Origin of the sequence: Enterococcus sp. DIV1298c, from assembly GCF_017316315.1 — a bacterium.
Classification (GTDB): domain Bacteria; phylum Bacillota; class Bacilli; order Lactobacillales; family Enterococcaceae; genus Enterococcus_B; species Enterococcus_B mangumiae.
The window spans coordinates 1-26,086 of the sequence record NZ_JAFLWG010000026.1; the positions used below are offsets into that span (position 1 = coordinate 1).

Below are 26,086 nucleotides of genomic sequence, written 5' to 3' on the forward strand. Positions count from 1 at the left end.
GCTTTCTCGTTCAGAAGTTCTGTAAAAGAAGCTCTTTTCTAGAATATTAAGAAAGGGCATTGGGAACTAACCAGCAACAACTTTTTCTCTTCTTATCTCTAACTATGTAAATTGATCGAAATTTTTTTTTTATTTTTTTACTAAGTAAACAATACATAGTGGTAAACCTGTGAAGAGCATGAACAAAAACAGAAATTTAAAAACTAAAACAACGTGTACGACGATGTCTCCCATGATATCACCTCCAGAATAAGAAAACACTCACCATCCAAAGAAAACGTTTTCTAAAAATTTCACTAATGATAAAATATATAAGAATATAATAACATACTATTAAGGAGGTAACCCTATGTTTTTGAAAAAGGTTATACAGATTGGTTTAGCAACAACTATTTTATCAGTTGGGGGAAGTACTGGTACGCCTCTAGTAACAGCTATTGAAATTAATAAAAATCCAACTCCTCTAGAAACAAATATCCAACAAAAGCAAGATCCTTTAGCTTTCGATAAAAATACAACAAGTATTAGTAAATATATATTTGAAACTCTGAAATCAAATACAAGCAAGTCAATAGGAGATTTGGAAAGTATTCGTGTAGATTTTACAGATGTAACATTTTATGATGAAAATGGTATCGAACTAAATAAAGATATTATTATTGAAAATATTAGCAAAGAAATTGAAGAATCTAAAAATCCTATTATTGGTATTTCTACTTGGAGAGAAGGAGGAAGTTGGACTAGTGGTTCCGGCTATTCAAGTTGTAAAGGTACAGCAATTCATGGTTTCTACTCTGGTTTTGAGCTTGTTTTCAAAGCTGACTATACCAATCTACAAGGAAATTATGACCAAATTGATAGAATTTACAATGTAAATTGGGCTGGACTTGGTAATTTTTCTCTTATTTCTCAAGGTATATTCCGAGCAAAAGAACAATCTGGATATTCTGCATACGGTGGCGTTAAAGGCGGTTGGAATTTAGGAAATGTATCTAAATCATTATATTTATACTTCAGAGTAGGAAATGATACAGCTTGGATTGATAGCAATATGTAAAAGAATTATTACATAATTTAATTAGAAAAGAATAGTCACTTTAGTAATTCCTGTATCCTAACAGAAGAAAGAAAATAAACACAGAGGGCATTCAATCAGAAAAATCCTATTGAATACCCTCTTTTTAACTAAATTTTATTGCTGAAGTATATCTTCAACCTAAATCAAAGCTAATTCTTTCAAAGCCTTCCAAATACCATCTTGATCATTCGTATCTGTGACCATTTTTGCTTCTGCTTGGACTTCTGGTACTGCATTGCCCATTGCGACGCCAATACCAGACATACGCAGCATTTCACGATCATTTTGTCCATCACCAAAACTGATGACGTCTTCTGGCGCAATCCCCACTCGGTTCGCCAGGTTCATGATCGTTACCGCTTTTGAACCATCGTGCGGCACCACATCGACACTATTTTCGTGCCAGCGCACAAAACGGATACGATCGTAAGCACTGAATTGTTGGTCATAAGAGTGATCAAAGAAAGCTAATGCTTGATACACATCCTGTTTTTCAACAAAGTATTCATCCAATTCTGGTAAATGCGCACCAAATGAATGCATCGCATCTTCCATCATATCGATACGATTAGATGAAAAGCGTTTGATTGAATCCAAACTAACAAATGCGGTATCGATAGCCTTTTCTTGTGCTTCTTGAATAAATTGGTGTAACTGTTCTTCATCCAGCAAATTTTTGTAGACTTGTTCATGATCCAAAAATCCGGCTGCACCGTTACATAGAATATAATTGCTAAATGCTAGATCACGGATAACTTCTTGTGCGTGAAAGCGACTACGCCCTGTAGCAATCGTCACTAAATGTCCATCTTTACGCAGTTTTTCCAAGGCTTCCCTCGTACTATCCAACGCTTGCTTGTTGGAGTCTAACAACGTGCCGTCGATATCAAAAGCAATTAATTTGCGTGTCATTCTATCTCGCCTCTCTATAAATACTTACTTGCTTCTCTCGTTGCAAGTTTGCTTAATTCTTTCGTCAATTGTTCTTTTACCCAAAGTGGATTTGTTTTACTATAATCTCGCAGCGCCCAACCAATGGCCTTTTGAATAAAAAATTCCTTTGTTGAACGATCTGCATCAATCGCCCGTTCAAGTAAAGTGACATCTGTCTGCTCTTTAAAACCTAGTTGTAAGGTAATCGCAATGCGTCTCAACCAAAAATCTTCTTGACCTTCAAATAACTGGAAAACAGCTTCGATTTCTTGATGAAGTTTCCCCCATGTACTGTAGACTTTTTGCCATGAATCAATGCTGTCCCACCATTCCTTCTGTGAGACAAGTTCACGCAACCATACTAGATTCTCAAAAGAGAGTCGTTTGACGTTCTTCTGGACTAGATCGATCGCTAAATATTGATATTCACGCTCTTCTCGTGCATAGTAATCAGCTACTAAAGAAAGTAGTTCAGGAACAGGTAACTTCTGACTTTCTTTCATTAATGATTTCTGTATCAATGCTCTTTCTGGCTTAGGCACACCAGCAAAGCGGAAATGATGTTTCATATAAGCTTCCATCTGTACCGCTTTTTCGGTGTTTTTAGGAAATATGATTTTCTCCAAAACACTTCCTCCCTTTTAGAGGTACCTCTTAGTCAACATAAGATGATTTCGATTGATTCAACCATGCATAGCCTAAACCAATCACTAATCCTCCACCAATATAGTTTCCAATCAAAGCAAACGTTAAGTTGTGGATGATATTGCCCACTGTCATCGCGTCCATGTGTCCGCCTGAAACGAAATAAGCTAATGTAAATGCTGGGAAATTGGCGATAACGTGTTCATAGCCTAGAAAAGCAAAAATGAAAATAATGAAAACAATTGCTAAGACTTTCCCCGCATCATCTTTCATTCTCATACTGATCAATACCGCTGTATTTACTACAATGTTGGCAAACATTGCTTCCACTAAAATTGTCATCGTCGGTTTCGTCAATTTGACTGCGATCGACTCTAACATATAATTATCCATCGGCAGATCTTGGAATGGTGTAGTCAAAGAAACTAAAAAGCCAAATAATACCCCACCGATCAAGTTAAATAAAATACAAGTAAACAGAATTTTTGCAGCTACTCCTAATTTTAATCGCTTACGTTGGACCCCAACTGACATATAAAGCATATTTGAGGTACCAAGTTCAGCATTCATGTATAAAATCATTACTAACGACCAACTAAACATAAACGCATAAAGCATCTTTCCAAAGCCATGAGCAATATGCTCACCTTTGATCGCAATCGAAAAAGCAACAGCGGTTCCAAGTGTCAAGAACAAACTAGCTAATACAGCACGCACAGCATAGCGGGCGTAACTATTTTCGATCAAATCAACTTTCTTTTCGATTGATGCTTCAATCTTTTCAAACAACGGTGATACTGGGTTCATCTCTTTTCTCCTTTAAGATTTGTTCAATTATTTTCATGCTTTTGGCATATACCCTCTTATTCTATAGACAGAGTCGAGGTTTGTAAAGCTTTTTTGCTACTTATTCGCTTGACATTGACCAGTCATATCGCTTATACTGTTATTCGTGTAAAATAATGCAGCAGAAAAATAATAACTCGTCCCTAGTTTGTTGCCCCGCTTCGGGTTCAATTGTGTAACCGCGGCTGCAAAGGTGAAGATTGAAGAACAAACTATACGATTATGAATTTTTTAACGGATTATTTTACTCCAAAAAATATAGTTATCTATTGGAGGAAATTTTAATGTCTCGTTATACAGGACCATCATGGAAAATTTCTCGTCGCCTAGGTATTTCATTATCTGGCACAGGAAAAGAATTAGCACGTCGCCCTTACGCTCCAGGTCAACATGGACCAAACAGCCGTGGCAAACAATCAGAATACGGTATGCAATTAACTGAAAAACAAAAATTACGTCATATGTACGGTATGAACGAACGTCAATTCCGTAACTTGTTCGTTAAAGCAAGCAAAATCAAAGAAGGTAAACACGGGGTTAACTTCATGATCTTACTAGAACAACGTTTAGACAATGTTGTTTATCGTTTAGGTCTTGCAACTACTCGTCGTCAAGCACGTCAATTAGTTAACCATGGTCATATCATGGTTGATGGCAAACGCGTTGACATCCCTTCATACCACGTTGCAGTTGGTCAAGTGATCTCAGTTCGTGAAAAATCACAAAACATCTCAACTGTTAAAGAAGCAGTTGAAGCAACTGTTGGACGTCCAGCATTCGTAAGCTTCGATGCTGAAAAATTAGAAGGTTCATTGACTCGTTTACCAGAACGTGACGAATTGTACCCAGAAATCGACGAAGCTCTTGTCGTTGAATACTACAACCAAAGCCTATAATTCAAAAAACTTTGGTACAAAAAAAGCCGGCTATCTTATGGATAGCTGGTTTTTTTAGCTTACTGTTGAAGGTCAGCTTTTTGAACACCGTTTATCGAGGTTGTGAAAAATCCGGTTAGCTCCAAGTAACAAGAAACCAACCTCCCTCTCCTCAAGCCGGCACATATCCAAAGATAGCACTCGAAACAGCGTATATGTCACGCTGATTCGAGTGCTATCTTTGGATGTTGGCTTTAGCTGTTTCAGGTGTTTCAGTGACTGGATCAATAGGAAGGAACATTGAAAGATTCTTTATTTGGGTGATCGAACAGCGAAGCTTTTGTCGTTCGCCTATTGTTCTCTAAAAACATCGTCATTGAATACCTTCCACTTAATCTAGACGAGGAAAAGAAAAAGATCTCTAAAGTGTGATGCTTTGAATGGAACAAAATAGTCAGCATCGTTGCTTTCCTAATGAAATGTCTCCTTTAAACAATCAACTGCTTCGTTTTCCCTTTATCAATGGTGGATAGACAGATTACCTTGTCACTTTCACAGTTGCTGATTCTTGGCACACTCATTACTCAAACAACATTTAGTGCCCATTGTAAATCAATGAATGTCTAGCTGATCGATTGAATCAACAAACGATTTCATTGACTACATTGGGCACCTCTCTATAGAAGATTCAAATTCAAAAAATCCTCATTTTTCTATGTGCCAAAATATAGTTGTTTATGTTATATAAAAATTATATCATGTATCAAAACACTTGCTATTCATACTTTTTTCCACGTGCGGAAATATTTTTGCACTCTTGCTTCACGTAATGTAACAAAAAAATAAATATACGGATCCTTTACATTTGTTTTCTTTTCCTCTATAATTTCGTTAACCTTTAAAAATAAAATGGTTAACGAAAGGAAAGCTGATGACAAAATCATTAAAAGAACTTATACTCGTTGCCGAATTTACAGCAATCATTGCTGTACTCTCACAATTTGCGATTCCATTAGGCGTGATTCCACTGACTGGCCAGACTTTTGCGATTGGGTTGACCGCCACCTTCCTAGGGAAACGTACTGGTACTCTCGCTGTTTGTATGTATCTCTTATTAGGGTTGATTGGCCTCCCCGTCTTTTCCGGCATGACTGGGGGAATAGGCGTCTTATTTGGCCCATCAGGTGGTTACCTTTTTGGTTTTATTCTTCAATCTTTCGTCATTGGTTGGTGGATTGAAAAGAGCAGTTCTCGCTTTTTTCACGCTTGGTGCGCCAATCTATTCGGCTCTCTTCTTGCTTTAGTTGTAGGAACTCTGTGGTTATCATTCAGTGGTAATTTATCATTTCAAACAGCTCTACTCAGCGGATTCGTTCCTTTTTTATTGCCAGAATTGATCAAAAGTACAGGGGCAGCGTACGTTGGAAGTACCTTGCGAAGACGACTACATTTCAAATCAGAAACGATTCTTTCATCAAAAAAATAACTAGCGGAGATGGAGATATAAATGTTTGACTTCGGGAAATAAAGCGGAATCCACCAAATGAGCCAAATTTTGGTGGATTCCCCCTTATTACCGAAATATTTTTCTTATCCTAGATTGGTGACGAAAGAACTTACGAAGGTTGCAAAAGTATTTTCCCGATGCTTTTACCTGATTCAAGATGCTCATGTGCTTGTTTCCCCTCTTTTAAAGCATAAATCGTTGGTGGACTCGTTACCATTTTTTCCTCTTCAAAATACTTGAACAGCCTTGCGCTTCTTTCTTTTCGTTCGTTTGCGCTGGTCAAGTAATCCCATAAATCCCCAGTTAGTATACTTTTAGATTGAGATAATAATTGGATGAAATCAATAGTTGGTGGATTTCCCCCAGCCATACCGAAGAAAACCACCTTTCCTCTATTTTTGAGCAACGAAGTACTCTCAAGTAAAGTAGATCCTACGCCATCGTAGACTGTATCAAAAAAAGAATGATATTCAGATTCCCAACCAGAATTTCTCACAAAGACCATCTCTGCGCCTTGGTTCAATGCGAGTTGTTGCTTCTCTTCTGTAGAAGTTACACCATAAACTTTGACGCCATCTGCCGTGAGCATTTGCGATAAGATTTGCCCTACGCCACCACTGATACCATGTACGAAAACATTCTCATCCTTGCCGTTCAAACCTAGATCATGCGCTAAAAAATCTGCGGTCAAGCCTTGTAGCCCAATGCTTGCTATTAATTGGATATCGATTGTCTTTGGTACTCTTATCGCCTTTTCTTCAGGTACAGCTACCAATTCAGCATTAGCAAACGGAACATCAACAAACAAGACTTTATCACCAACTTCATACTCGGCGACCGCGGGACCTATTTCCACTACAGTGCCTACTCCTTCATAGCCATTGATATAAGGTATATGTTTTTCGATATGGTAATTTCCTTTTCTTCGATAGATATCTGCGTAATTCAGTCCTATATACTCCATTTGAACTAATAGTTCTTTGTTGGCAATTACGGGATCAGGAAGTTCACCATACTGCAAGACGTCCGAACTTCCAAAGCTTTCAAAATATAAGGCTTTCATCTACATTATCTCCTAACACCACTTATTTTTTTCTACTTATTTTAGAGGTATTCTGCCTTAATGATCTCTGCTGCATTTTTTGCACCATCGATCGTCATAAGTGTCTTCATTTCGATTGCTTTTTGGCTATATCTCTTGGAAGAAATTTTTTGAAGCGTAGTTACTATTTTATGATACTTTATTTCATTTGGACGTACAGACAATGCATTCCCGAATTGTTCACAATAGCGAATGTTCAATTCTTGCTCATATTGAAGTCCGACACCAATAAATGGCTTACCTGATGTGCATGCCGTTTGGATAGTTCCCTCTCCGCCATGGATGATTGAAAGATCAACTTCTTTTGAAATCAGATGTGCTGGTAATAACTCTGTCAAATAGATATTCTTACCAAAATTATTTTCATTAGAATCTCCTGTTATGAAGTGTTTTACTGGTGCTATCACGACACAATCCAATCTGTTAAGAATATTCAAAAGTTTTAAGATCATTTTTTTGTTCCCTGAACTCCCCATAGATACATAGATCACTTTCACTTTATTCGCTTTCGCAACTTGAATCACCTTTTTGATGAAATCAGGTATTTCTAAATCGAATCGAGCATAAATGGGACCTACTATACGCATATTTTTTGATAAGGGTACTTCAGAAATAAAGGTTGGATGCGTCGTGAGCAAATCCAACTCACCCGATAATAAGTCAATCGTATATTTTGGAAGTGTCAAACCATACTTTTTGGCTACACGCTTTAGTGCATAAGGTTTCCATTTTGTATGAAGGAATATTTTTTTGCAGATTGACCAAATGAAGTTGGTTGGAATTATTTTTTGTGTCAGTTGATGAGGTGCAGGTGCATCATACAAAGATAGTTGCTCTCTTGTCAACGCAAAAGGTTTGATATATATCAGTGGTACTTTATAGATTCTAGCGGATAAAAAAGCAGTGATATTCGTTCCTGTGACAATCACTTTAGGCTGTTTCTTCTGATAGAAAGCCAACTCATTTTCTATTCGTTCCTGAACGATTTTAAACGTAAATGGATGTCTGATGGACTTCATTTGATCTACTTTGATTATTTGTTTCTCTTGTTCCAAGGTAAATATAGGTTTTAATAAATAAAAAGTGAATCCTGCATCCTCTATTAGATGCTTATAAGTTTTAGAAAATCCAAAAAAAATACAATGCCCAGCGTCTTTTAAATTATTTTCTACCTCAATCATTCTTGTTGTTTCCGCTAAATTGAATGTTGCTGGGGCAAATACGATTGTCTCCATTTATTCTCTCCAATAACAAGTTAGTAGCTATAGTAATACTTGACGAATCAGTAAAATCAATCGGTAGTAAAGTGAAACTTATTTTACCTAACTACCATTGAAAGAAGATCCCCTGCTGTTCTCCGATTTTTTCAAATCCAAGTTTTAAATACATCTCTTTTGCTGTTTCGTCTTCATTCGCTACTAGATAAACCTTGGTAGCTCCTTGTTCTATGGCATCCTTCATTAATTCTTTGATCAACGTCGTGCCATACCCTTTGCGCTGTTCCTCAGAAATGATGTGGAAATCTTCAATTTTTGCTATCCCTTGATGAATAAACAAATCACAACTGCCCACCACTTGATTTGTCTCATCATAACAAAGATACGTATTAATTTTGCCTTCACTCAAATAAACTTCTTCTTTGCGTTTTTCTTTATTTTCTACAAAAGCCATGTAATCTGGGTCCGTTTCGTCCTCTAACTCAATCATCAATTTTTCTTTTAATTGCGAAAGATTCGTGACTTTTATTACTTTACAGTCTGTTCTTGAGCGGATATGATCAAATTTAGACAAATCAAACAAATAAAAACCATCTGTTTCTATTTCAACTTGTTGTTCAACTTGTGCTAACTGCTCACTGTTGAGTTGAAAATATATTTGGATTTTACAAAATGAATGCTTTTGTTCTTTTCTAAGCAACACTTCCCGTTCGATGATATCCAACAACTCCTCTTGGGAATCACTTTCAGCGATCAACGTGAAATTTAGGTCATACATATCTAGTAATCGCTCATCTGTAAATCGAATCACTTTTCCTTCTTTTTTTTCATCTGCCATACATTTTGTATAGTATTTCTCACATTGCTTCACTTGTCGGTCATTCATTGTTTTTAACATTTTTTACTCTCCTAAAATTTACTTTTCTATTACCAGAATTTTTTTATCTAGTTAAATACTTCTCGTCCTTAGCTGTCTTTTTTGCAAACAAGCCAGATTCATCAGCGTATTCTGAGGAATCTGGCTTGTTTTTCATATGTCATTATATTTACTATTTTTTCTCATTTCGCATGATGGAAATCGATTGTTTCAAGGAACTCCAAATCCCACCTTCACTATAGACCAAGACATTGGATTTATACATTGTGGCAGAAAAGAACATCAGTCCTAATGTCGCTACAAGCAGGATGATCAATGAAATCCAAGCCTCCATATTCTGCGCTGTTTCATTTGCCAAGCGAATCGGCATGATATATGACGAAAGAAATGGAATATAAGACGTGATGCGAAGAACGATATTACTCGGATCAATTACAGCTAGCATCACCCCTAATCCATAGCCACCAATAGAAAGATACGTCACAGGAACGATTGCTTTTGCTGTATCCTCTGCTTTATTGACTAACGAACCGCAAAGAGCCGCTAAAATAGAATAGATCAAAATACCTAAAATCATAAATAGTAGTACATACCATAGGAATGGTCCAAAGAACATCTCCAAGGATACATCTGCTAAAAACATTTGGACGATCTCCATATCTTTGAACTGCGTATAGCCAAATCCAAAAATAATGGCATACAATCCCATTTGCGTGAGTGCCACAAGTAAGATTCCTGTCAATTTTCCATAAAAATGTTTTTGTGCCGTAGTACTCGATAATATGACTTCCATGATTCTTGTTCCTTTTTCAGAAGCAATTTCTTGCGCAATGATTTGTGAATAAGTCATGATAATAAGAAGCAAGAACACGCTAACAATCGAACTGACTATATTTTGGACTCGCGAATGATCTTCTCCGATCATCATTTCACCATTCTCGTCAAAGCTGACTTTTTGCCGAGTAAATGTTGCCTGCTGACTTAGTTGAGCAACTTCTTCAGGCGTTACACCTAAGTTTGTCGCACGAATCATCGATTGGATGCCATTCAACTGCTGTTGGATTATGACTTGAGTCACTTGTCCTAATGAATTCTCACTGAACAACTCTCCAGAAACGGTATTATTTTCAGTTGAAATGATCATATACGCATCTAACTGCTCGTCTGCTAACTTCTCTTCACCTGCTTGTTCAGTCTCTACTGCTTCAAATTCAAAATCATCCGACTTGATTTGTTCCAGATACTGAGAAATTTCCTCATTGTCTGCTACGATCCCTATACGATTGATTTCACCAGTTCGTTGTGCAAACGTACTTGCAACATAACTGATTCCCATGGTAAAAAACGGAACTAGAATCATGATGAGAAAGGAGAACGTTTTGACATTTTTCCAATAGACATCTTTTGCAATGATCCAAAATTTACGCACCGAGCTCACCCGCTTTCATTTTAAATATTTCTTCCAATGTTGGTGGTTGTTGATTGAACATTGGGATATAGCCAGATTGCATGGCACGAGCGAAAATTTCTTTACCTACTTCTGGATCTTCTAATGTGATTTCTAAAGATTGGTCCTCACGCATATTGACTTGTTGTACGCCACTGATTTCTTCAATCTCTTCTTTCGAAAGATCTGATTCAAGAAACAGCTTTGTACGCCCAAAGGCTTCACGGATCTCATGGACTTTGCCATCTAAAACCATTTTTCCATTCCGTAACATGATCAAATGATCACAAATCTTCTCCACATTGTCCATATTATGACTTGAAAAGATGACACTTGAACCTTTATCTTTCAATTCGATGATCCCATCTTTTAATAACTCTGCATTGACTGGATCTAAGCCGCTGAATGGTTCATCTAGAATGATCAATTTAGGTTCATGGATCAATGTAGCAATCAGTTGGACTTTTTGTTGATTTCCTTTAGACAGCGATTTTACTTTATCTGTTTTCTTTCCTTTCACTTGAAATTTCTCCATCCAAAAATCGATTTTAGGTTCGATTTCTTTTTTGGTTTTCCCTCGAAGTGAGGCAAAATAAATCAACTGTTCTTGGATTGATACCCTTGGATAAAGTCCGCGTTCCTCTGGCAAATAGCCAATCACATCATAGTCTTTTTCACTTAAGTGTTGTCCATTCCATAAAACCTCTCCTTGATCTTGTGTCAAAAAATCTAAAATCAAACGAAAAGTCGTCGTTTTCCCAGCTCCGTTTTGCCCGATCAAACCCATGATCTTCCCACGGGGAATTTGAAAGGATACTTGATCCACTGCTGTGTAATTCCCAAAACTCTTTACTAAATTATTCACTTCTAACATGCAAATCCTCCCTCTATGCACATTCCGTAAAGAAATCGCATACATAAAAAATGAGATAGTTATTTATACGGTTTCCGGTAATCTACACACAGTTGTTTGGTTTAAAAATGATTTCAACTCTTCTTGACTGGTATTTACGCTTACTTGTAGGAATAAACCGTTATAATATTATTCATTTATCATCCAATTATAACTAAAATGTAATTTTATTTCCATTCATTTTTTTCGAAACATATGAAAACAAACGTTTTTTATCACACAAAACACGTAACTTTTGTTATTTTATTTTTTTGGTTATAGATAGAAATGAAGGGTTATTCAGTAATTTAAGACATATACGATTTCTTCGTTAGAAATAAACCTAGAACAAAAACCAGAACATTCTCTGGTTTTTATCCTAGGTTTCCTTATTTCTTATTCAAAATAGCTTTACCTTTCGCTTAACTATTCCTATTATGTGTCTGGGACATTATTCGTCGCTCACTATCAACTTATTGTTTGTTGTATAGATATAAGACAGGAAAAAAACAAATGCTTGCAGCGGAAAAATCACCATTCGTTCTGTCAATCCTAAAATATTCCAACCTTGTGCCATACCAATTGGATTCAATGCCCCAAATAAAGTAATCAATGTGGCAGTTGCTATACAGATTTTTCCAAATGTTGGTAGTTTTTCTTGTTTAAGGTAGCCAAAACCAATCAGGAAAAGGGCGGAAATGGTAGTGAATACGACAATGATCGTCACGATGATGTGCATCATATTTTGAAAATTCATCTCCGTTTTGTCGCCGGTCAGTGGAAATAGTTTATACCCCACCACCGTGGTAATTGCCATCACAAGAAAGAGCAGATAACCGATTCGGGTCAACCAATGATACTTTTCAACTGATTTCACGACCATTCCAACGACGAAAAGTAAAAAGCATAATCCATAAACAAGCAGGATTGCATTCAATAATTCCGCATTTGGTGCATCGACTGCGGTTAACGAGCTAATGTCTGTGGTGATTGGATCATAGGTTTTCCAAAGGTGTTGACCAAGAAAAACATGTAAAACATATGCCACTACACTGACCATTCCAAGAGGCATCAACCAGTTGAGCCCTTTCATCCTTTCACCCCCACTTATTCTGTTTATTACTATTTAAGCAGCCAACCGCCATCGATTGGGACGACTGCCCCATGGATATAACTCGCTTGAGGCGTCGCAAGAAACAACGTTAATTCTGCCACTTCTTCTGGTTGCGCCCAACGTTTGACAGGTGTCTCTTCTGCCACCCATTTTGCCATCTCTCCATCGCCTGCAAAATCAGCCGCATTCATTGGTGTTTGGATAGCTCCTGGTGCGATGGCTTTTACGCGGATCCCTTGAGCCGCATAATCAAGAGCTAATTGTTTCGTAAACCCGATGATTGCATGCTTCGCACTCGTATAGGCGATTCCGCCACCACCAGCTACCATACCTGCAATCGAGGCCATGTTGATAATCGTACCTGTTTGCTTTTCTAACATATCCGGCAATACTTGTTTTGTTAGTCGAAACAAGCTTTTCACGTTGACCTCATAGATTCGATCCCAAAGTGTTTCTTCTGTTTCTAACAAAGGCTTGTAATCATCAAGAATCCCTGCGGTGTTCAACAAAATAGTAATGGTCCCGACTGTTTCACGGCAAGTCATGACCGCTTTTTCAATCACTTCTTTTTGCGAAATGTCACCGATAAATGGAACAAAATGCTCAGGGTATTTTGTAGCTAGTTCTTCCATACGTCCTAATTTCAAATCCACTCCAAACACGACCGCTTGTTGGTTTAAAAAAGCTTCTGCTTGCGCAGCACCGATTCCTTGAGCTGCGCCTGTCACAAAGACGACTTGATTCGCTAAATCAGGATAATGATTGGTCATTCAACGATCATCCAATCTTCTGCTAGAATGTCACAAACGGTTGGCGCGAAGCTTGAAAATCCTTCATCACTTGTTTTGATCAGAAAATATGGCGTAACTGGACACCCATCAAATTCATCGCCTGATACAAGAACTACATATAATTCAAATCCGCTCCAGCCTTTTCGAATGACTTTCGCACCTGTTTTCAACTTGGGTAATACTTCTTCAAATGTCATGTTTTTTTTCTCGCTTTCTTTATTTGGATTTCTTTGATTTTATCAAATAATCGGATATAATCCGAGAGTTCAAGGTCAGCGGTCACGATAAAGTAATCTAAGTCCGCCCAAGGTTTGCGATGGACCTTACTTGTAGACAGTAACAGATCAACCTCTTTTCCCCGATAATCCGCTGGCAAAAACGACAACTGGTACTCTTCTTTGAAGAATTGTCTTAGTTTTTCTTTTAGTAATTCTTCTTCAAAAAGAGGGAAATCCGTCATCAATAAAATAGTGACCTTGGGCAATTGTCGATTGAACGCACGCATTGTTTTTAACACAGTTAAATATCTTCGCATTAAAAATGTCTCGTTTTCATAGACCCACTCGTCTGAATGTTGCTTTTCTTTGTTGAAAAAATTCCGCAACCACTGTTTCAACGACTCATTTTCAATCACTAAATGCCTACTAAAATCGTTACCGTTCTCATCAATCATTTCTTTCGCTTGAGGGAATAAATAAGCAAATAGGTGACTACTGAATAAATAGTTCTCTGCTTCTTTTGTAAATGGTTCTTCTTCTAGTTTTTGCTCTTGATAATACGTACTTACCGCCTTTTTTGCTTCTATTAAAGCTGTAAAAGGAGGCGTTTGTTGTTGTTGATGAAAAGTGAAGAACTGCTGACGGATCATTGGTGCTTGATAATATTCTTCCCGAGTCATCAATACGAGAAATAGCGCCCCTAATTCTTCTTTCGCTTGAAAATAGTTGGGTAAGAAAGGCTCCATCCATTGACAGAACGCTTTAAATAGTGGATTTTCTTCAATCAAATCACGCTTTTTCTTATTCAAAACCACATAATGTTTTTGGGATTTGCGTAAGAAAAACGCTCCTAACATATACTCTAATCGCCGCTTTTTGATTTCATGCAAACGCACATCAAAAAACAGTAAAATTTGTTCAGCGATTTGCTTCACATCTTCTTGCGGAATCGTTTCAAAAGGCCAAACTTTTCCACGAAACAATTGCCAAAAAGTCATATGTAGATATAGTCGAATGATTTCTTCTTCCCCGCATGCGATATAGCTTCCCCTTTTTAGTTGGATGCCATATCCAGAAAACTGTTCTTTCCATTCATTGATTTTCCGATGAACAGTTGACTCACTGATATAATGCTTTTGGGCAAATTGATAGAGCGTGTGGAATTCTTCAAAAAAAATGTCGTGCAACAGCTGATACTTTAGCGTACTTTGCACGAGATAAATCAAAAAGCGTTCACGTTCAATGGGATCCAATGAAGGATAAAAATGATAACCTGAGCGATTATTCTTTGTAAATAAATCTTGATTTTTCCCACTGAATCTATGATAGTTTTTGCTCAATTCATTTAAATATTTGGACACACTTCGCGCGTCTAACTGAAGTTTTTGCGCAAGTTGAACAGCTGTATGCCCTGCTTGATCTTCAAAGCTTTCGAGCAAGAGCACTTTGTAATATAAGTCTTTGTCAAAACGTTTTAAGTACTCAGAAGACAAATACAACAACTTCACCCCTTGATCGTATTTCCTTCATTGTAGCATATAATCGTTGTCTAAACATCCAAACAGATGCACTACCAAAGGAAGGAAGCAATTAAGGATAGTTCTGCCTTTGATTGGTTCCATACATTTTCTTTTCCATTGGCATATCGATATTTTTCTGAAATTTTTCAAAAAATGCAGATCACAACCGACACTATTTGATAAAAATCGATGTTTTTTTTTGATATATTTATAGTTAGGGTTGGTGTTTTGTGTCATAGGGTTTTATCAATGTATCACCTGTTGTTCGGATTTCTTTGCATAAAGAAGTCATTTTTTATTTTGCACTTATCACAACAACAGAAATACACCTCTTACGGAACACTTCACCCACTTGTGTTGCTGTTTCTTTTTTATATTTCAATAAATTGATGGAGGGTATTATGGATTATTCACTTATGACCCGTCTTGCGGCGGAACTACTTGGTACAGCATTATTGATCGTTTTAGGTAATGGTGCTGTTGCAAACGTAGACTTAAAAGGAACAAAAGGATATGGCAGTGACTGGATGCTGATTGCGGTCGGCTATGGTTTTGGGGTTATGATGCCAGCAATGATTTTTGGTGGAATCAGCGGAAATCATATCAATCCGGCATTTACGATTGCTTTAGCATCTAATGGGTTATTCCCTTGGGCAGAAGTCGTACCTTATATCGTCGCTCAACTACTTGGAGCGGCTCTTGGCCAATTGATCGTTGTCGCTTGTTACAAACCTTATTACGATCAAACAGAAGACGTGAATCATGTATTAGGTACTTTCTCTACGATCAACAGCGTTGGTTCTAAATTCAACGGTTTCGTCAATGAGTTCTTCGGTTCATTCGTTTTATTCTTTGGCGCATTAGGTATCACAAAAGCACCATTTTTCCAAGATAACTTAGGAACAGCTCATTTGGCTCTTGGTTTCTTAGTTTGGACATTGGTCGCTTCACTAGGTGGCCCTACTGGTCCTGGATTGAACCCCGCTCGTGACTTTGCGCCACGTTTGGTTCATGCGTTGTTACCATTGAAACATAAAGGTTCTTCACAATGGGGTTACGCTTGGGTACCAGTTGTCGCACCGATTTGTGCCGGTATCGTAGCAGTCTTTCTCTACAAAGCATTATTTATGGCATAAAATGAATGCGTACTGTAAAAACGGAAATCTTTGGAAGCAATTCCTTAGATTTCCGTTTTTTGTTGATTTCAAGCTTAAAAACCACTCTTGCAACTGCCAGTTGACAGAACGCAACAGGTAGATAGTAGGATTGGCAGAATAAGGTAGCTGAGATCAACGATGAATGGGATGACTGATGAAGTAAAACCAAAAATACATAAAAGCCCCCAGTGTCAGTTTCGATGACACTTAGGGGGCTTCACATTTTCAGTAAGCAATCACTGTTAACGCTTGTTCAAACTCTTGTTTTAAATGTTGCAATTGATACTCCTTAAATTCTGGACGATGGGTGCGCAATAATACACGCAATTTCATTGGGTTGTAGCGATCAATCAATTGGTATTCGTTGATAAAATCCCGCGTCAATTGCCATTCGTAATAATAGCCAAAAGGACGACAACTATACGTCGTTCCTTGAAGGGATTTATCCTCAAATCGCCGATGCGTATGGCCAAACACGACTTGTTGAAGATTGTCATATTGATCCAGTAATTGCCCAAATGAAGCTGATCCTAAGAATGCATTAAGTTGGTTCCACCGTTCATAAGGAGCATTTTGATAAACAATGAACTCTTGTTTCGGAACAAAATGCGTCGATAAGATCACATTTAAATTCTTTTTACGCAAAGTATCCAATAAGGATCTTGTCACTTCCAATACTCGTTCATTCACTTCTAGATCCGTGCCTTCTCGTTCGATCAAACGATCATACCAGTATAAACGCTTCATCCGAACGATTTTATTCACGTCTGTTTCTTCTGAAAATTGGTAATCATACCAACCGTTGATACCTAATAATACGGTATCTTCGTTTAGTGGGATATAGCGTTCATTCAAAAAATGCGCATCTGGAAAATGACTGATCATCGCTTCACCAGTGACATCGGCTAACTCATGATTCCCAAAGTGAAAAGTCGTCGGTAGCCGCTCTGCAAAAAATTCAGCGACAGCGACACAGCGATCTACTTTATTGGCAGTATCACCAGCCAAGTGTAGCCGAGTAATCTTTTTTTGTTGTAAGACGTTCCATAAAATCAGTAATTCAGCCTCACCAAATTGATTGATATCGACATGTAAGTCACTGATGATTGCTAAATTCCCCATACGTTTTCCTTCTAAATCTTAAATATTTGATGTAACGATTTGAACATTGTTTTTGATGATTCCTCCAGGACCTTTTAGTTGTAGACTCTTGTAAGTTGGTTCTACCGCTAAAGTTGTCGGATTATCTAAATAAACTAACGCACTTTTCTTGATTTTTATTGGTCCCATTTGAGTATCAACTACTTCAGAATATAAGCTCAAATCTGCTGATGTCTCTTTATTTACAATAATCAGACGAAAAGAAGTATCGATTTGGCAAGTGATTCGGCTATTTGAAAATGGTCCATCTCCGTCTTCTACATCCAGCAATAATTGTTCATTCTCATTCACTTTTCTACGAAGCAGTTCTTCTGCTTCTTTTGATACGATAAATTCCATCTTAATCACCTCAGTTTCAGCTTAATGATTTTTGCATGAAGTTGCAACTAACTTGTTTTTTGTTTACTTTCTAACCACATTTTTTGGGTAATTCCTTTAAGAACCATTGAAATGAGTTCTCCTTTTTCGCGTTTCGCATCAGGGATCACAGCTTCTTCTCTCATCCCTAGCTTATCCATCACTCGACCTGATTTACTATTTTTTATATTATAATAAGCAAAAATCCTTACGAGTCCCATCTTTTCAAAACCAAGATCAATTAGGGCTTTTCCGGCTTCTGGCATGATTCCTTTTCCCCAATACTTTTTATTTAACGCATAACCTAGTTCACCCGTATCATCGCCTTCTTGTATCCGCAAATCGATCGTACCGATCATCTTCCCGTTTTCTTTCCATTCAATGGCATACTTCCCAAGTGGTGCCGTCATAAAAAAATTGGCCACATTGATTTTTGTATCTTCAATTGACTGATGGCGAGGGAAAACGAAGCGACATGTTTCTTCATCATGGGCATATTCAAATATATCCTCTGAATCTTCTAGTGCAACTGGTCTTAAAATTAAACGTTCCGTTTCTATCACACGATTTTCAGCAAATACCAAGTTTCGATTGATCAATAATTCCATGTGCATCCCTACCTTTTCAATTGTTTTAAATTACTTTATCGAAGTTCACGAAAAGAAGCAAGCTAAATCTTAACTTTGTCTTAAAATAACATTTCATACATAAAAAAGCGAAAAAACTTAAACAATCCCTGAAAAAGAATAATTTTTTGTTCACGATTTATTAACAATTTTTCTGTAAAGTTATTTTATCAAGTAAATGAGTACAGGAGGATAAGAAGATGGCAGAGTATATAAAGAGTATTTACTTTATTGAAGAAACACAAAATATTGAAGGTTCATACATCGAAGTGAAAACATTATTCGTTGATGAAGACAAAGAAAAAGCACTGTCGATCTATCATAAATTAGCGAAGAAGAAACCAAATTACTTTGGCTTGATTCTAAGTGAATACAAAATCAAAGCAGAAGAAAGCTATTTTTATCAGCTCTTGAAACGCTGGACAAAACTACCAGCTGACTTTTATCGTCAAGTCAAAATCGTTAATTATCAACCATTAGCTGAAACACACGCTTAAATTTAAGCTTTAAGCTTTCTCTAAGGTTCGCCTTGTATCCTTGAGTCAAATCAAAGGAGGCGATCTTATGTTTCGACAATGGCTTGCTCACTTCTTCCATGACCCAACACCGCGAATCGACCCGTATGAAGTTGATAATGAATTTACCCTGACACTGGATTTTCCTAACGATCAAACAATCACCCATTAAATGAAGTTGTACAGAAATCCTCAGCTCCGAGAAATAAGCGTGTCCCCCGAAAATTGTTCTTCAAATTTTTTGGGGGACACGCTTATTTCTATAGGAGCTACTTCTGATTCACCTTTTATTCAGTTTTAGAGTGTACAAGGGCTCTAATGTCCCAGGTTCATTTTCTTAGTTATTCACTGGAGAGTTATTTTAACGCTTGATTCACGTCTTCAATCATTAAATTCATTGATTCAAGTCCACCACCGCTCAAATACCAGACATCTGGTTGCAATGAAATCACTTGATCATTTTTACCGGCATCTGTTTGCGCCACTAATTCATTCGCAGCGACGTTATCGTTGCTTGTGTCTCCACCAATTGCTTGCGTACGGTCGATCACAAATAAAATTCCAGGATTTTTCTCTAAAACATATTCGTAAGAAACACTTTGACCATGCGTAGATGCTTCGATTTGATCGTCTGCTTGTTTAAAGCCAAATAAATCATGAACTAATCCGAAACGTGAACCTGATCCGTAAGCTGAAAGCTGGCCTTCATTGACTAAAGTGACTAAAGCTGTCTGATCAAGCGCGCTTGCTTTTTCTTTTACTTCAGTGATTTTTTCGTTAAGATCTGCTAATTTTTCATCTGCTTCTGTTTCTTTATCGAAGATTTTTCCTAATGTTGTCACATTTTCTTGCATTGATTCCCAAGGTTTTTCTGAATCCAGCGCCAAGAATAACGTTGGAGCGATCTGGCTCAATTGTTCCTGATAATCTCTTTGACGACCTGAAATAATGATCAAATCTGGTTGCATCTCATTGATTTTTTCCAAATCAGGTTCTTTGATGCCCCCCGCAGATTCAACTTCTTGATATTTTTCTAAGTACGCAGGAAGATTTTTGGTTGCAGCACCTACTACCTTATCTCCCACACCTAACGCATCCAATGTATCTAGAGAGCCATTATCGAATACCACGACTTTCTCAGGGTTTTGTTGCACTTCGACAGATTCACCATTACTATCTTTGACTGTTAACTTGGAATCTGTTGCTACGGCGCTTGATGCTGTTGTTTCACTCGTTTGTGCTTCGTTATTTCCACATGCAGCTAATCCTAATGATGCCATGACTAAAAATCCTAAAACTATTTTCTTCATTTTGACGCTCCTTCATATTTTTTTAGAAATAAAGACAAAATCTGCGTCCTTCGATTTCACAGATTCGAATGTCCATTTCGTATAATTGATCTAAAACCTCTTTTTTGATGATATCGTTTGTTTTGCCTTGCCTAAATAATTTCCCTTGTTTCATTGCAATGATCTCATCGGCATAACTCGCCGCAAAATTGATATCGTGTAACACAATGATGATGGTTTTTCCTAATTCCTGTACAAGGCGCTTTAAAATTTGCATGATTTGTACTGCAAAATTCATATCTAAATTATTGAGTGGTTCATCCAATAGAATATAATCTGTATCTTGTGCAAGAACCATCGCAATATACGCTCGTTGTAGTTGTCCTCCAGAAAGTGTGTCGATCGTTTGGTCTTTCATCGTTTCTAACCCTAGATGTTGGAGTGATTCTCCAATGATTTCATGGTCTTTTGTAGTCAGCTTTCCTTTTGAATAAGGAAAACGTCCAAATGACACAAGTTCTTCGACCGTGATTTTCATACTGATCTCATTTGATTGTTTTAAAATCGCTAGCTTTTTTGCCATTTCTTTTGACTTCCAAGCTTTTACTTCGTTGTGATCCAAGTAGATCTCACCGGCATCTTTAGGAATCAAACGACTGATCATGGATAGAACCGTTGATTTACCAGCACCATTAGGACCGATAAAGGCAGTCAATTGTTGATCCGAGATTTCTAATTGCAAGGAATCAATGACTGTTTTTCCTTGGTAACGTTTATCGACCATCTTTAAATTGATCATCTTAGTTCCTTCCTTTCTCGAATCAATTTCGTGATAAAATAAATCCCGCCAGTAAACTCGACAACGACACTGACCGTCGTATTCCACCCAAACACTTGCTCAACGATCAATTGGCCACCGGTCAAAAATAAGAACGCAATCAAAAAACTGCCGACTAACAAAACACCATGTCTGTACGTCGCAAACAAGCGATAACTGACATTTGCGACAATAAACCCTAGAAAAGTGATTGGTCCAACTAAAGCAGTTGCTGTACCGGTCAACAAACTGACACAACAAAGAATCGCAAACTGAAAACGTTCGGTCTCGATCCCCAGATTTGTTGCTTGATCCTTTCCTAGATGAAAGACATCCAGATAATGCCTTTTGTAGAAAAGAAACAACCAACAACAGCCAATCAATAGTGCAGCAGGGATGAGATAGCCTGTCTGGACATTTCCAAAGCTAGCAAATAATTTCCCCTGCAACAAATCATATTCATTTGGGTCCATCACTACTTGTAAAAATGTACTGATGCTATTGAACAGTGTGCCTAGGATCATGCCTGTCATCAACAATAAGAACAAGTTAGGTTGTTCCTTTCGTAACAAAAAGAAAAACAGTAACTGGCTTAAACCCACCATCAATGCTACGTTGATCAAGAAAAAGCTTGTACCTGTTTGCTGGAGCATCGTCACGCCACCGATCAAGAAAAACAGGACCGTTTGAACAAGGACATAGAGCGAATCCAGCCCTAATACAGAGGGGGTCAAAAATTGATTTTGAGTGATGGTTTGAAAACTGACCGTCGCACTACTTGTAGCGAGTGCGACTAAAATGAATGCCATGATTTTCTTACTCCGCAACGCCCAAGCAAACGACCAGTTGCCATACGTATTGATCGTCAAATAGCCAATCGACACGCCAATCACGAGTAGCACTAAAAGTAAAAATAGACTAGTTATTTTCTTACCCATGCTTGCGCCCCCTTACTAACAAGTAAAGGAAAATCACGCCACCGATGATCCCCACGATCACACTGACTGGAATCTCATAAGGAAAAATCACAAGACGCGCAATCATATCACAAATCAGCAAAAACATACTTCCAAAAATCGCTGTGATACCCAATGTTTTATGTACTTGATCCCCATAAAGCTTTGCGGTGATATTCGGAATGATCACACCTAGAAAAGGAATGGTACCAACCATGATCAATGTAATCGCACTGGCTAAAGAAACGAGGCCGATCCCAAATAATTGCATGTTGCGATAATTCATCCCTAAATTCACTGCAAAAGATTCCCCTAATCCTACGATCGTAAATTGATACGCAAAAAAAGCTAAAATAAGTAATAACGGAATCGTGACATATAACAACTCATAATTTCCCCGCATGACTGTGGCGAAATTGCCTTGCAGCCAAGATGACATGTTTTGCACTAGTTGAAACTGATACGCAAAAAACGTCGCAACAGATCCAATAATATTTCCTAACATCACGCCGATCAAAGGTAACATCAACTGATTTTTTTGTGGGAAAAATCGTGAAAAAGATAAAAATAAAAGTGTACCGGCAAAAGCAAATAAAAAAGCAGTTGCTGAACGAAGCCAAAGAGAGGCATTCGGTAAAAAGAGCATCACCATTAAGATACCCAATCTGGCACTATCCATCGTCCCTGCTGTTGTTGGTGATACAAACTTGTTTTGAGTCAAATGCTGCATGATCAAGCCACAAATACTGCTCGTTGCGCCAACAAGTAATAGACAAATCGTCCGAGGAAAACGCGTCGCCAATAACAATTGCATACTCTGACCTTCAAATCGAATAATATCCATTAGTTCGACACGTGACACACCAATAAACAGCGAACATATACTTAAAATAACTAACAAAACAATCAAGCGACCCACGCGCATTTTACTCTACCTCACTAACTGAGAATGATTCTCATTCTTATTCTAAGTGAAGTGTTGAACAAAAGCAACCGTTTTTTTAGTAAAACAAGAAGAAACACTTTAAATTCGGGAGCACGCAAGGATGAACCTTGCTATGTTATAATGACTTAAAAGAACAAAAGGAGGTAAATTGGATGGCATCAGATGAATTAAAAAATCATTTGGACAAAGGAATGTATGGCACGCCTTTGGTCAACCCAGAAGAGCAGCATAAATACCTAGGTACCTTCCGTGAACGTTGCTATCTTAGTATGACCGTTGCTGAAATGAATGACCCGACAAACAAAGCAAAGTTTCTAGAAGAACTAGAGAAACGACCAGAAGCATTTATTCTGATAAATGGGACCCTGCCCCTCGATATCCAGAATCAATACATCCAATTGGCAACGAAAAATCAAACGAAATTCACTGTTGTAAACGATTATGTTTCTGAAGATCCGGAAAGTATTGGTCTTTTGATTGCAACCAAAGAAGCAGTGAATGAACCCGTTATTGACGTAGAAGAAAAATATCCAACGAAACAAGAAGAAGAAGAACCAAAGAAAAAAAGCTTTTGGGACCGATTATTCAAATAATTGCTAAAAGATCAATCGATTCTTGGAGTTTCTAATCAAAACTTGTCAGAATCCAGAAGTCGATTCGCCAGAATAAAAGAATCATCCACAAACTAGATAGGTCTAGTGATGTGGATGATTTTTTTATTCTATGGGTTCACGATTTATTTAGTCTCTTTTGGTGTCTTGATCACTTCAGGATACAACAATTCCAACACGTTCATCGTCAGTCTTCTGCCTTTTCCAGCAAATGGATAGACGTGCATGTGCATTGCTGGGTTGAAGTTGGCTTCGATGATGCCATAGGCTTGATCATCTGTTTGAGGATCAATATCTTTATCTGGAATGATCAGGTCGATCCCGCTGATTTTTGCGCCTAAGGCTTCTACCGCTTGTTGTGCAATTTGCTTATATGCTTCGGAAAATTCATCCGTCACGTCAATTGAATCCCCACCTGTACTGATATTGGAATTTTCGCGTAAGTACACGACTTGATCTTTTGCAGGAACAGAATGGATCGTTAATCCTTGTTCTTTTAACATCAACTGTTCGAGTTCGCCTAACTGGATCAATTCCAATGGTGCTCGATGGTGACTTCCTCTTAATGGATCTAGATTTTTTTCAGCAACAAGCTCTTCTACTGTTCGTTTTCCATCACCCACAACATTTGCAGGGACACGAAGTAAGATGGCTTTTACTTGGCCGTCAATGACAAAGAAACGATATTCTGTTCCTGGCATAAATGCTTCAACCAGTACAGAAGTATCTTCACGAAAAGCGATTGCTAAACCAGCCTGGTAATCCTCTAAAGAAGCTCCTTCTTTAAAGATCGTGATCCCTAATCCATAATTTGTCGATTTCGGTTTAATGACAAAAGCTTGCTCTGCAAACCGTGGATAAGCAGTTAAGGCTTCTTCGATCGAATCGAATTCGGCTCCTTCAGGTACACGGAAACCGGCTTCCTTTAAAACTTTTTTAGTCACTGTTTTATTTTCCATGATCAATGGGACGATGTAGCTATCTTTACTTGTCATATTGGCATTTTTCACATATTCAATATGATCTTGGTGTTGCAAGCGTAGAAACTGGTCCGATTCATCTAATACTTTCACTTGGATGCCTTTTTGGATCGCATCAAACATCAAGATTTGTGTCGACAGCTCCATTTCACGAAATCCTGCTAATTGATAGGATCGTTCATGGCTTTCTTCTTCATACTGTTTTCCTAAAGCATAGGCAAACGCATGTTGACTTGTTTGTTGCGCTTGTTGATAAATCTTCCCTGCCAGTGTTTCAGCTGGATGATCAAATTGTTCGATCATTTCATCGATCATTGTTAGGCGTTCAGTTTGTCCTAAAGCCACAAGCATCTCTTTCATCCCTTGAAGAAGACGGATACCTTCATCATAAAAAGCAGTTTGAGTCACGGGATTTTCTAGCGATACGTGTTCATTTAGCTGTTCACCTTCGTCGACCCAGCGATCAACTGCTACATCGTGTTCGGTCCATAGCATATACAATAAGAACGATTGTAAAAATTGCACTTGTTCTTGACTGATACCGACACGTGCATAGGGGTTTAAATCAATATTTCTCAACTCGATATAGCGGATACCCGATTTCGCCAAATCAGCTACTCGTTTTCCACCACGGAAACGGATTGGTGCATAAAATTCTTTTTCTTCAGATAATTTACCTTCTTCGACCATTCGTTCAATATCAGACAAATATTGTTGCAGAGAAGCATAAGATACTTTGACATTCGGATGGTTTGTATAACCATAGGAACTATTGCGAATACTGCGCACAGGTTCTACTGGTGCCGGTTTGTCAACGAAATAGTGGTCTTCACTTAGAGGGGATGCTCCGAATAAATAAGTGATCAACCAACGATAGCGCAAGAAATTCTGAGCTGTTTTGAAATACAATTCTGTTTTAAATGCAGCAAAATCAGTGAATTCTGCCTGTTGCGCAAATAATGCTTGCAGGAGATCATCACCAAATTCAAAGTTAAAATGGATCCCGCTGACCATTTGCTTGCGTTTGCCATATTCTTTTGCCAAATAACGACGATACAAGACATCTTCGAAATTAGAAAGCTTTGCGATCATGATATCTTCGTCTTTTTCAGGTAAAGCAGGAGGCATACTTAATGGCCAGATCATTTCATCATCTGCCATCGAGCGTGAAGCGACGTCATAGATTGCTTCTAAATAATTAAAAAGTTCGTTGATAGAATCCGTTACCGGAGTAATCAATTCGACTTGAGTTTCACTAAAATCTGTCTGGATGTATGGATGATACGTACGATCCCCAAAAATCTCAGGATGATTCGTTGTTGCCAGCTCTCCAGAGAAGTTCACACGTTGGCCTTCACGTTCAATCCCAAAGCGGGCTTGACTAATAAACGGCAGTGAACGAGGATGCAGTAATAATTCTTTATAGTTCATGGTTAAATGTCCTCCAATTCATATGTCTCATTATAGTAAAAACCGCCAAGAAAAAGAATGAAATTGTTTGAAAATGAGAAAAAAGGGGTGTTTTTTTTATAAATCACCTAAGTTTACAAAAAAAAGACTTGGAATGAATTAAAAAAGAGCTTGAAACAAAAGGAAACTCTCAAAAAAC

27 protein-coding genes are annotated in these 26,086 nt (G+C 37.8%); 7 read left to right on the forward strand and 20 right to left on the reverse strand.

The features are described from left to right. The first annotated feature begins 349 nt into the window (after window positions 1-349). Window positions 350-1,057, forward strand: coding sequence for a hypothetical protein (locus tag JZO83_RS06840; protein ID WP_207115342.1), 708 nt, complete (start codon window positions 350-352; stop codon window positions 1,055-1,057). A gap of 159 nt (window positions 1,058-1,216) precedes the next feature. Here the strand turns inward: JZO83_RS06840 and JZO83_RS06845 are convergent, their stop codons facing one another. From JZO83_RS06845 to JZO83_RS06855, 3 genes are read right to left on the reverse strand one after another with little or no spacing between them, the layout of a single operon-like run. Further along, window positions 1,217-1,990, reverse strand: a complete 774-nt coding sequence (locus JZO83_RS06845) for an HAD family hydrolase (protein WP_206854488.1) — start codon at window positions 1,988-1,990, stop codon at window positions 1,217-1,219. Window positions 1,991-2,004: 14 nt separating this feature from the next. Continuing rightward, window positions 2,005-2,637, reverse strand: a complete 633-nt coding sequence (locus tag JZO83_RS06850) for a DNA alkylation repair protein (protein WP_206854490.1) — start codon at window positions 2,635-2,637, stop codon at window positions 2,005-2,007. Window positions 2,638-2,665: 28 nt separating this feature from the next. Next, entirely contained in the window at window positions 2,666-3,463 is a 798-nt protein-coding gene (locus tag JZO83_RS06855) for a formate/nitrite transporter family protein (RefSeq protein ID WP_207115343.1), read from the reverse strand. A 323-nt stretch (window positions 3,464-3,786) separates the two neighbouring features. Between JZO83_RS06855 and rpsD the strand changes: the two genes are divergently transcribed. After that, window positions 3,787-4,398 (forward strand): 30S ribosomal protein S4, encoded by a 612-nt coding sequence (gene rpsD, locus JZO83_RS06860; protein WP_010734406.1) that lies wholly within the window; start codon window positions 3,787-3,789, stop codon window positions 4,396-4,398. Window positions 4,399-5,308: 910 nt separating this feature from the next. Next, window positions 5,309-5,863: a biotin transporter BioY gene (locus JZO83_RS06865; protein WP_207115344.1), complete on the forward strand. Its 555-nt coding sequence runs from the start codon at window positions 5,309-5,311 to the stop codon at window positions 5,861-5,863. A 130-nt stretch (window positions 5,864-5,993) separates the two neighbouring features. Here JZO83_RS06865 and JZO83_RS06870 read toward each other — a convergent pair whose 3' ends face one another. From JZO83_RS06870 to JZO83_RS06910, 9 genes are all read right to left on the reverse strand, one after another. Continuing rightward, complete coding sequence (locus JZO83_RS06870; RefSeq protein WP_207115345.1) at window positions 5,994-6,947, reverse strand: zinc-binding dehydrogenase; 954 nt, start codon at window positions 6,945-6,947, stop codon at window positions 5,994-5,996. 41 nt (window positions 6,948-6,988) lie between these two features. Further along, on the reverse strand, window positions 6,989-8,221 hold the full coding sequence (locus JZO83_RS06875; protein WP_207115346.1) for a glycosyltransferase: 1,233 nt from the start codon (window positions 8,219-8,221) through the stop codon (window positions 6,989-6,991). Window positions 8,222-8,312: 91 nt separating this feature from the next. Beyond that, window positions 8,313-9,101, reverse strand: a complete 789-nt coding sequence (locus JZO83_RS06880) for a GNAT family N-acetyltransferase (protein ID WP_206854504.1) — start codon at window positions 9,099-9,101, stop codon at window positions 8,313-8,315. 151 nt (window positions 9,102-9,252) lie between these two features. Further along, window positions 9,253-10,509 (reverse strand): ABC transporter permease, encoded by a 1,257-nt coding sequence (locus tag JZO83_RS06885; RefSeq protein WP_206854506.1) that lies wholly within the window; start codon window positions 10,507-10,509, stop codon window positions 9,253-9,255. Continuing rightward, window positions 10,502-11,401, reverse strand: coding sequence for an ABC transporter ATP-binding protein (locus JZO83_RS06890; protein ID WP_206854509.1), 900 nt, complete (start codon window positions 11,399-11,401; stop codon window positions 10,502-10,504). The genes JZO83_RS06885 and JZO83_RS06890 overlap by 8 nt, the downstream gene beginning before the upstream one ends. A 469-nt stretch (window positions 11,402-11,870) precedes the next feature. Further along, entirely contained in the window at window positions 11,871-12,512 is a 642-nt protein-coding gene (locus JZO83_RS06895) for a DUF998 domain-containing protein (RefSeq protein WP_206854511.1), read from the reverse strand. A 29-nt stretch (window positions 12,513-12,541) separates the two neighbouring features. Continuing rightward, a complete protein-coding gene (locus JZO83_RS06900) occupies window positions 12,542-13,303 on the reverse strand; it encodes a 3-oxoacyl-ACP reductase (RefSeq protein WP_206854513.1) in 762 nt (253 codons plus the stop codon). Then, on the reverse strand, window positions 13,300-13,521 hold the full coding sequence (locus JZO83_RS06905) for a DUF2829 domain-containing protein (RefSeq protein WP_206854515.1): 222 nt from the start codon (window positions 13,519-13,521) through the stop codon (window positions 13,300-13,302). Before JZO83_RS06905 ends, JZO83_RS06900 begins: the two co-directional genes overlap by 4 nt. Beyond that, a complete protein-coding gene (locus JZO83_RS06910; RefSeq protein WP_206854778.1) occupies window positions 13,518-15,041 on the reverse strand; it encodes a helix-turn-helix domain-containing protein in 1,524 nt (507 codons plus the stop codon). Before JZO83_RS06910 ends, JZO83_RS06905 begins: the two co-directional genes overlap by 4 nt. A 422-nt stretch (window positions 15,042-15,463) precedes the next feature. On the opposite strand from JZO83_RS06910, the gene JZO83_RS06915 reads away from it, so the two are divergent. Next, entirely contained in the window at window positions 15,464-16,198 is a 735-nt protein-coding gene (locus JZO83_RS06915; protein WP_207115347.1) for an MIP/aquaporin family protein, read from the forward strand. Between the two features lie 246 nt (window positions 16,199-16,444). Here the strand turns inward: JZO83_RS06915 and JZO83_RS06920 are convergent, their stop codons facing one another. From JZO83_RS06920 to JZO83_RS06930, 3 genes are read right to left on the reverse strand one after another with little or no spacing between them, the layout of a single operon-like run. Next, window positions 16,445-17,341 carry a metallophosphoesterase gene (locus tag JZO83_RS06920; protein ID WP_207115348.1) on the reverse strand — a complete coding sequence of 299 codons (897 nt, stop codon included), beginning with the start codon at window positions 17,339-17,341 and terminating at the stop codon, window positions 16,445-16,447. A gap of 18 nt (window positions 17,342-17,359) precedes the next feature. Further along, window positions 17,360-17,719 (reverse strand): iron-sulfur cluster biosynthesis family protein, encoded by a 360-nt coding sequence (locus JZO83_RS06925; RefSeq protein ID WP_207115349.1) that lies wholly within the window; start codon window positions 17,717-17,719, stop codon window positions 17,360-17,362. A gap of 47 nt (window positions 17,720-17,766) precedes the next feature. Beyond that, entirely contained in the window at window positions 17,767-18,345 is a 579-nt protein-coding gene (locus JZO83_RS06930) for a GNAT family N-acetyltransferase (protein WP_206854535.1), read from the reverse strand. A gap of 218 nt (window positions 18,346-18,563) precedes the next feature. On the opposite strand from JZO83_RS06930, the gene JZO83_RS06935 reads away from it, so the two are divergent. Together JZO83_RS06935 and JZO83_RS14475 are read left to right on the forward strand one after the other, a co-directional pair. After that, on the forward strand, window positions 18,564-18,860 hold the full coding sequence (locus JZO83_RS06935; RefSeq protein ID WP_206854537.1) for a hypothetical protein: 297 nt from the start codon (window positions 18,564-18,566) through the stop codon (window positions 18,858-18,860). A gap of 67 nt (window positions 18,861-18,927) precedes the next feature. After that, the gene (locus JZO83_RS14475; protein WP_254905451.1) at window positions 18,928-19,050 is read left to right on the forward strand and encodes a hypothetical protein; all 123 of its coding nucleotides are present in this window, start codon (window positions 18,928-18,930) and stop codon (window positions 19,048-19,050) included. Window positions 19,051-19,234: 184 nt separating this feature from the next. Here JZO83_RS14475 and JZO83_RS06940 read toward each other — a convergent pair whose 3' ends face one another. From JZO83_RS06940 to JZO83_RS06955, 4 genes are read right to left on the reverse strand one after another with little or no spacing between them, the layout of a single operon-like run. After that, window positions 19,235-20,188: a siderophore ABC transporter substrate-binding protein gene (locus JZO83_RS06940; protein WP_206854539.1), complete on the reverse strand. Its 954-nt coding sequence runs from the start codon at window positions 20,186-20,188 to the stop codon at window positions 19,235-19,237. Between the two features lie 22 nt (window positions 20,189-20,210). After that, window positions 20,211-20,966 carry an ATP-binding cassette domain-containing protein gene (locus JZO83_RS06945; RefSeq protein ID WP_207115350.1) on the reverse strand — a complete coding sequence of 252 codons (756 nt, stop codon included), beginning with the start codon at window positions 20,964-20,966 and terminating at the stop codon, window positions 20,211-20,213. Next, complete coding sequence (locus tag JZO83_RS06950) at window positions 20,963-21,922, reverse strand: iron chelate uptake ABC transporter family permease subunit (protein WP_207115351.1); 960 nt, start codon at window positions 21,920-21,922, stop codon at window positions 20,963-20,965. The genes JZO83_RS06945 and JZO83_RS06950 overlap by 4 nt, the downstream gene beginning before the upstream one ends. Next, on the reverse strand, window positions 21,915-22,865 hold the full coding sequence (locus tag JZO83_RS06955) for an iron chelate uptake ABC transporter family permease subunit (RefSeq protein ID WP_206854549.1): 951 nt from the start codon (window positions 22,863-22,865) through the stop codon (window positions 21,915-21,917). The genes JZO83_RS06950 and JZO83_RS06955 overlap by 8 nt, the downstream gene beginning before the upstream one ends. A gap of 173 nt (window positions 22,866-23,038) precedes the next feature. Here JZO83_RS06955 and JZO83_RS06960 point away from each other — a divergent pair, with 173 nt between their 5' ends. After that, on the forward strand, window positions 23,039-23,479 hold the full coding sequence (locus tag JZO83_RS06960) for a YueI family protein (protein WP_207115352.1): 441 nt from the start codon (window positions 23,039-23,041) through the stop codon (window positions 23,477-23,479). Between the two features lie 143 nt (window positions 23,480-23,622). On the opposite strand, the gene gshAB is transcribed toward JZO83_RS06960, so the two are convergent. After that, entirely contained in the window at window positions 23,623-25,908 is a 2,286-nt protein-coding gene (gene gshAB / locus JZO83_RS06965; protein ID WP_207115353.1) for a bifunctional glutamate--cysteine ligase GshA/glutathione synthetase GshB, read from the reverse strand. Between the last annotated feature and the right edge of the window lie 178 nt (window positions 25,909-26,086).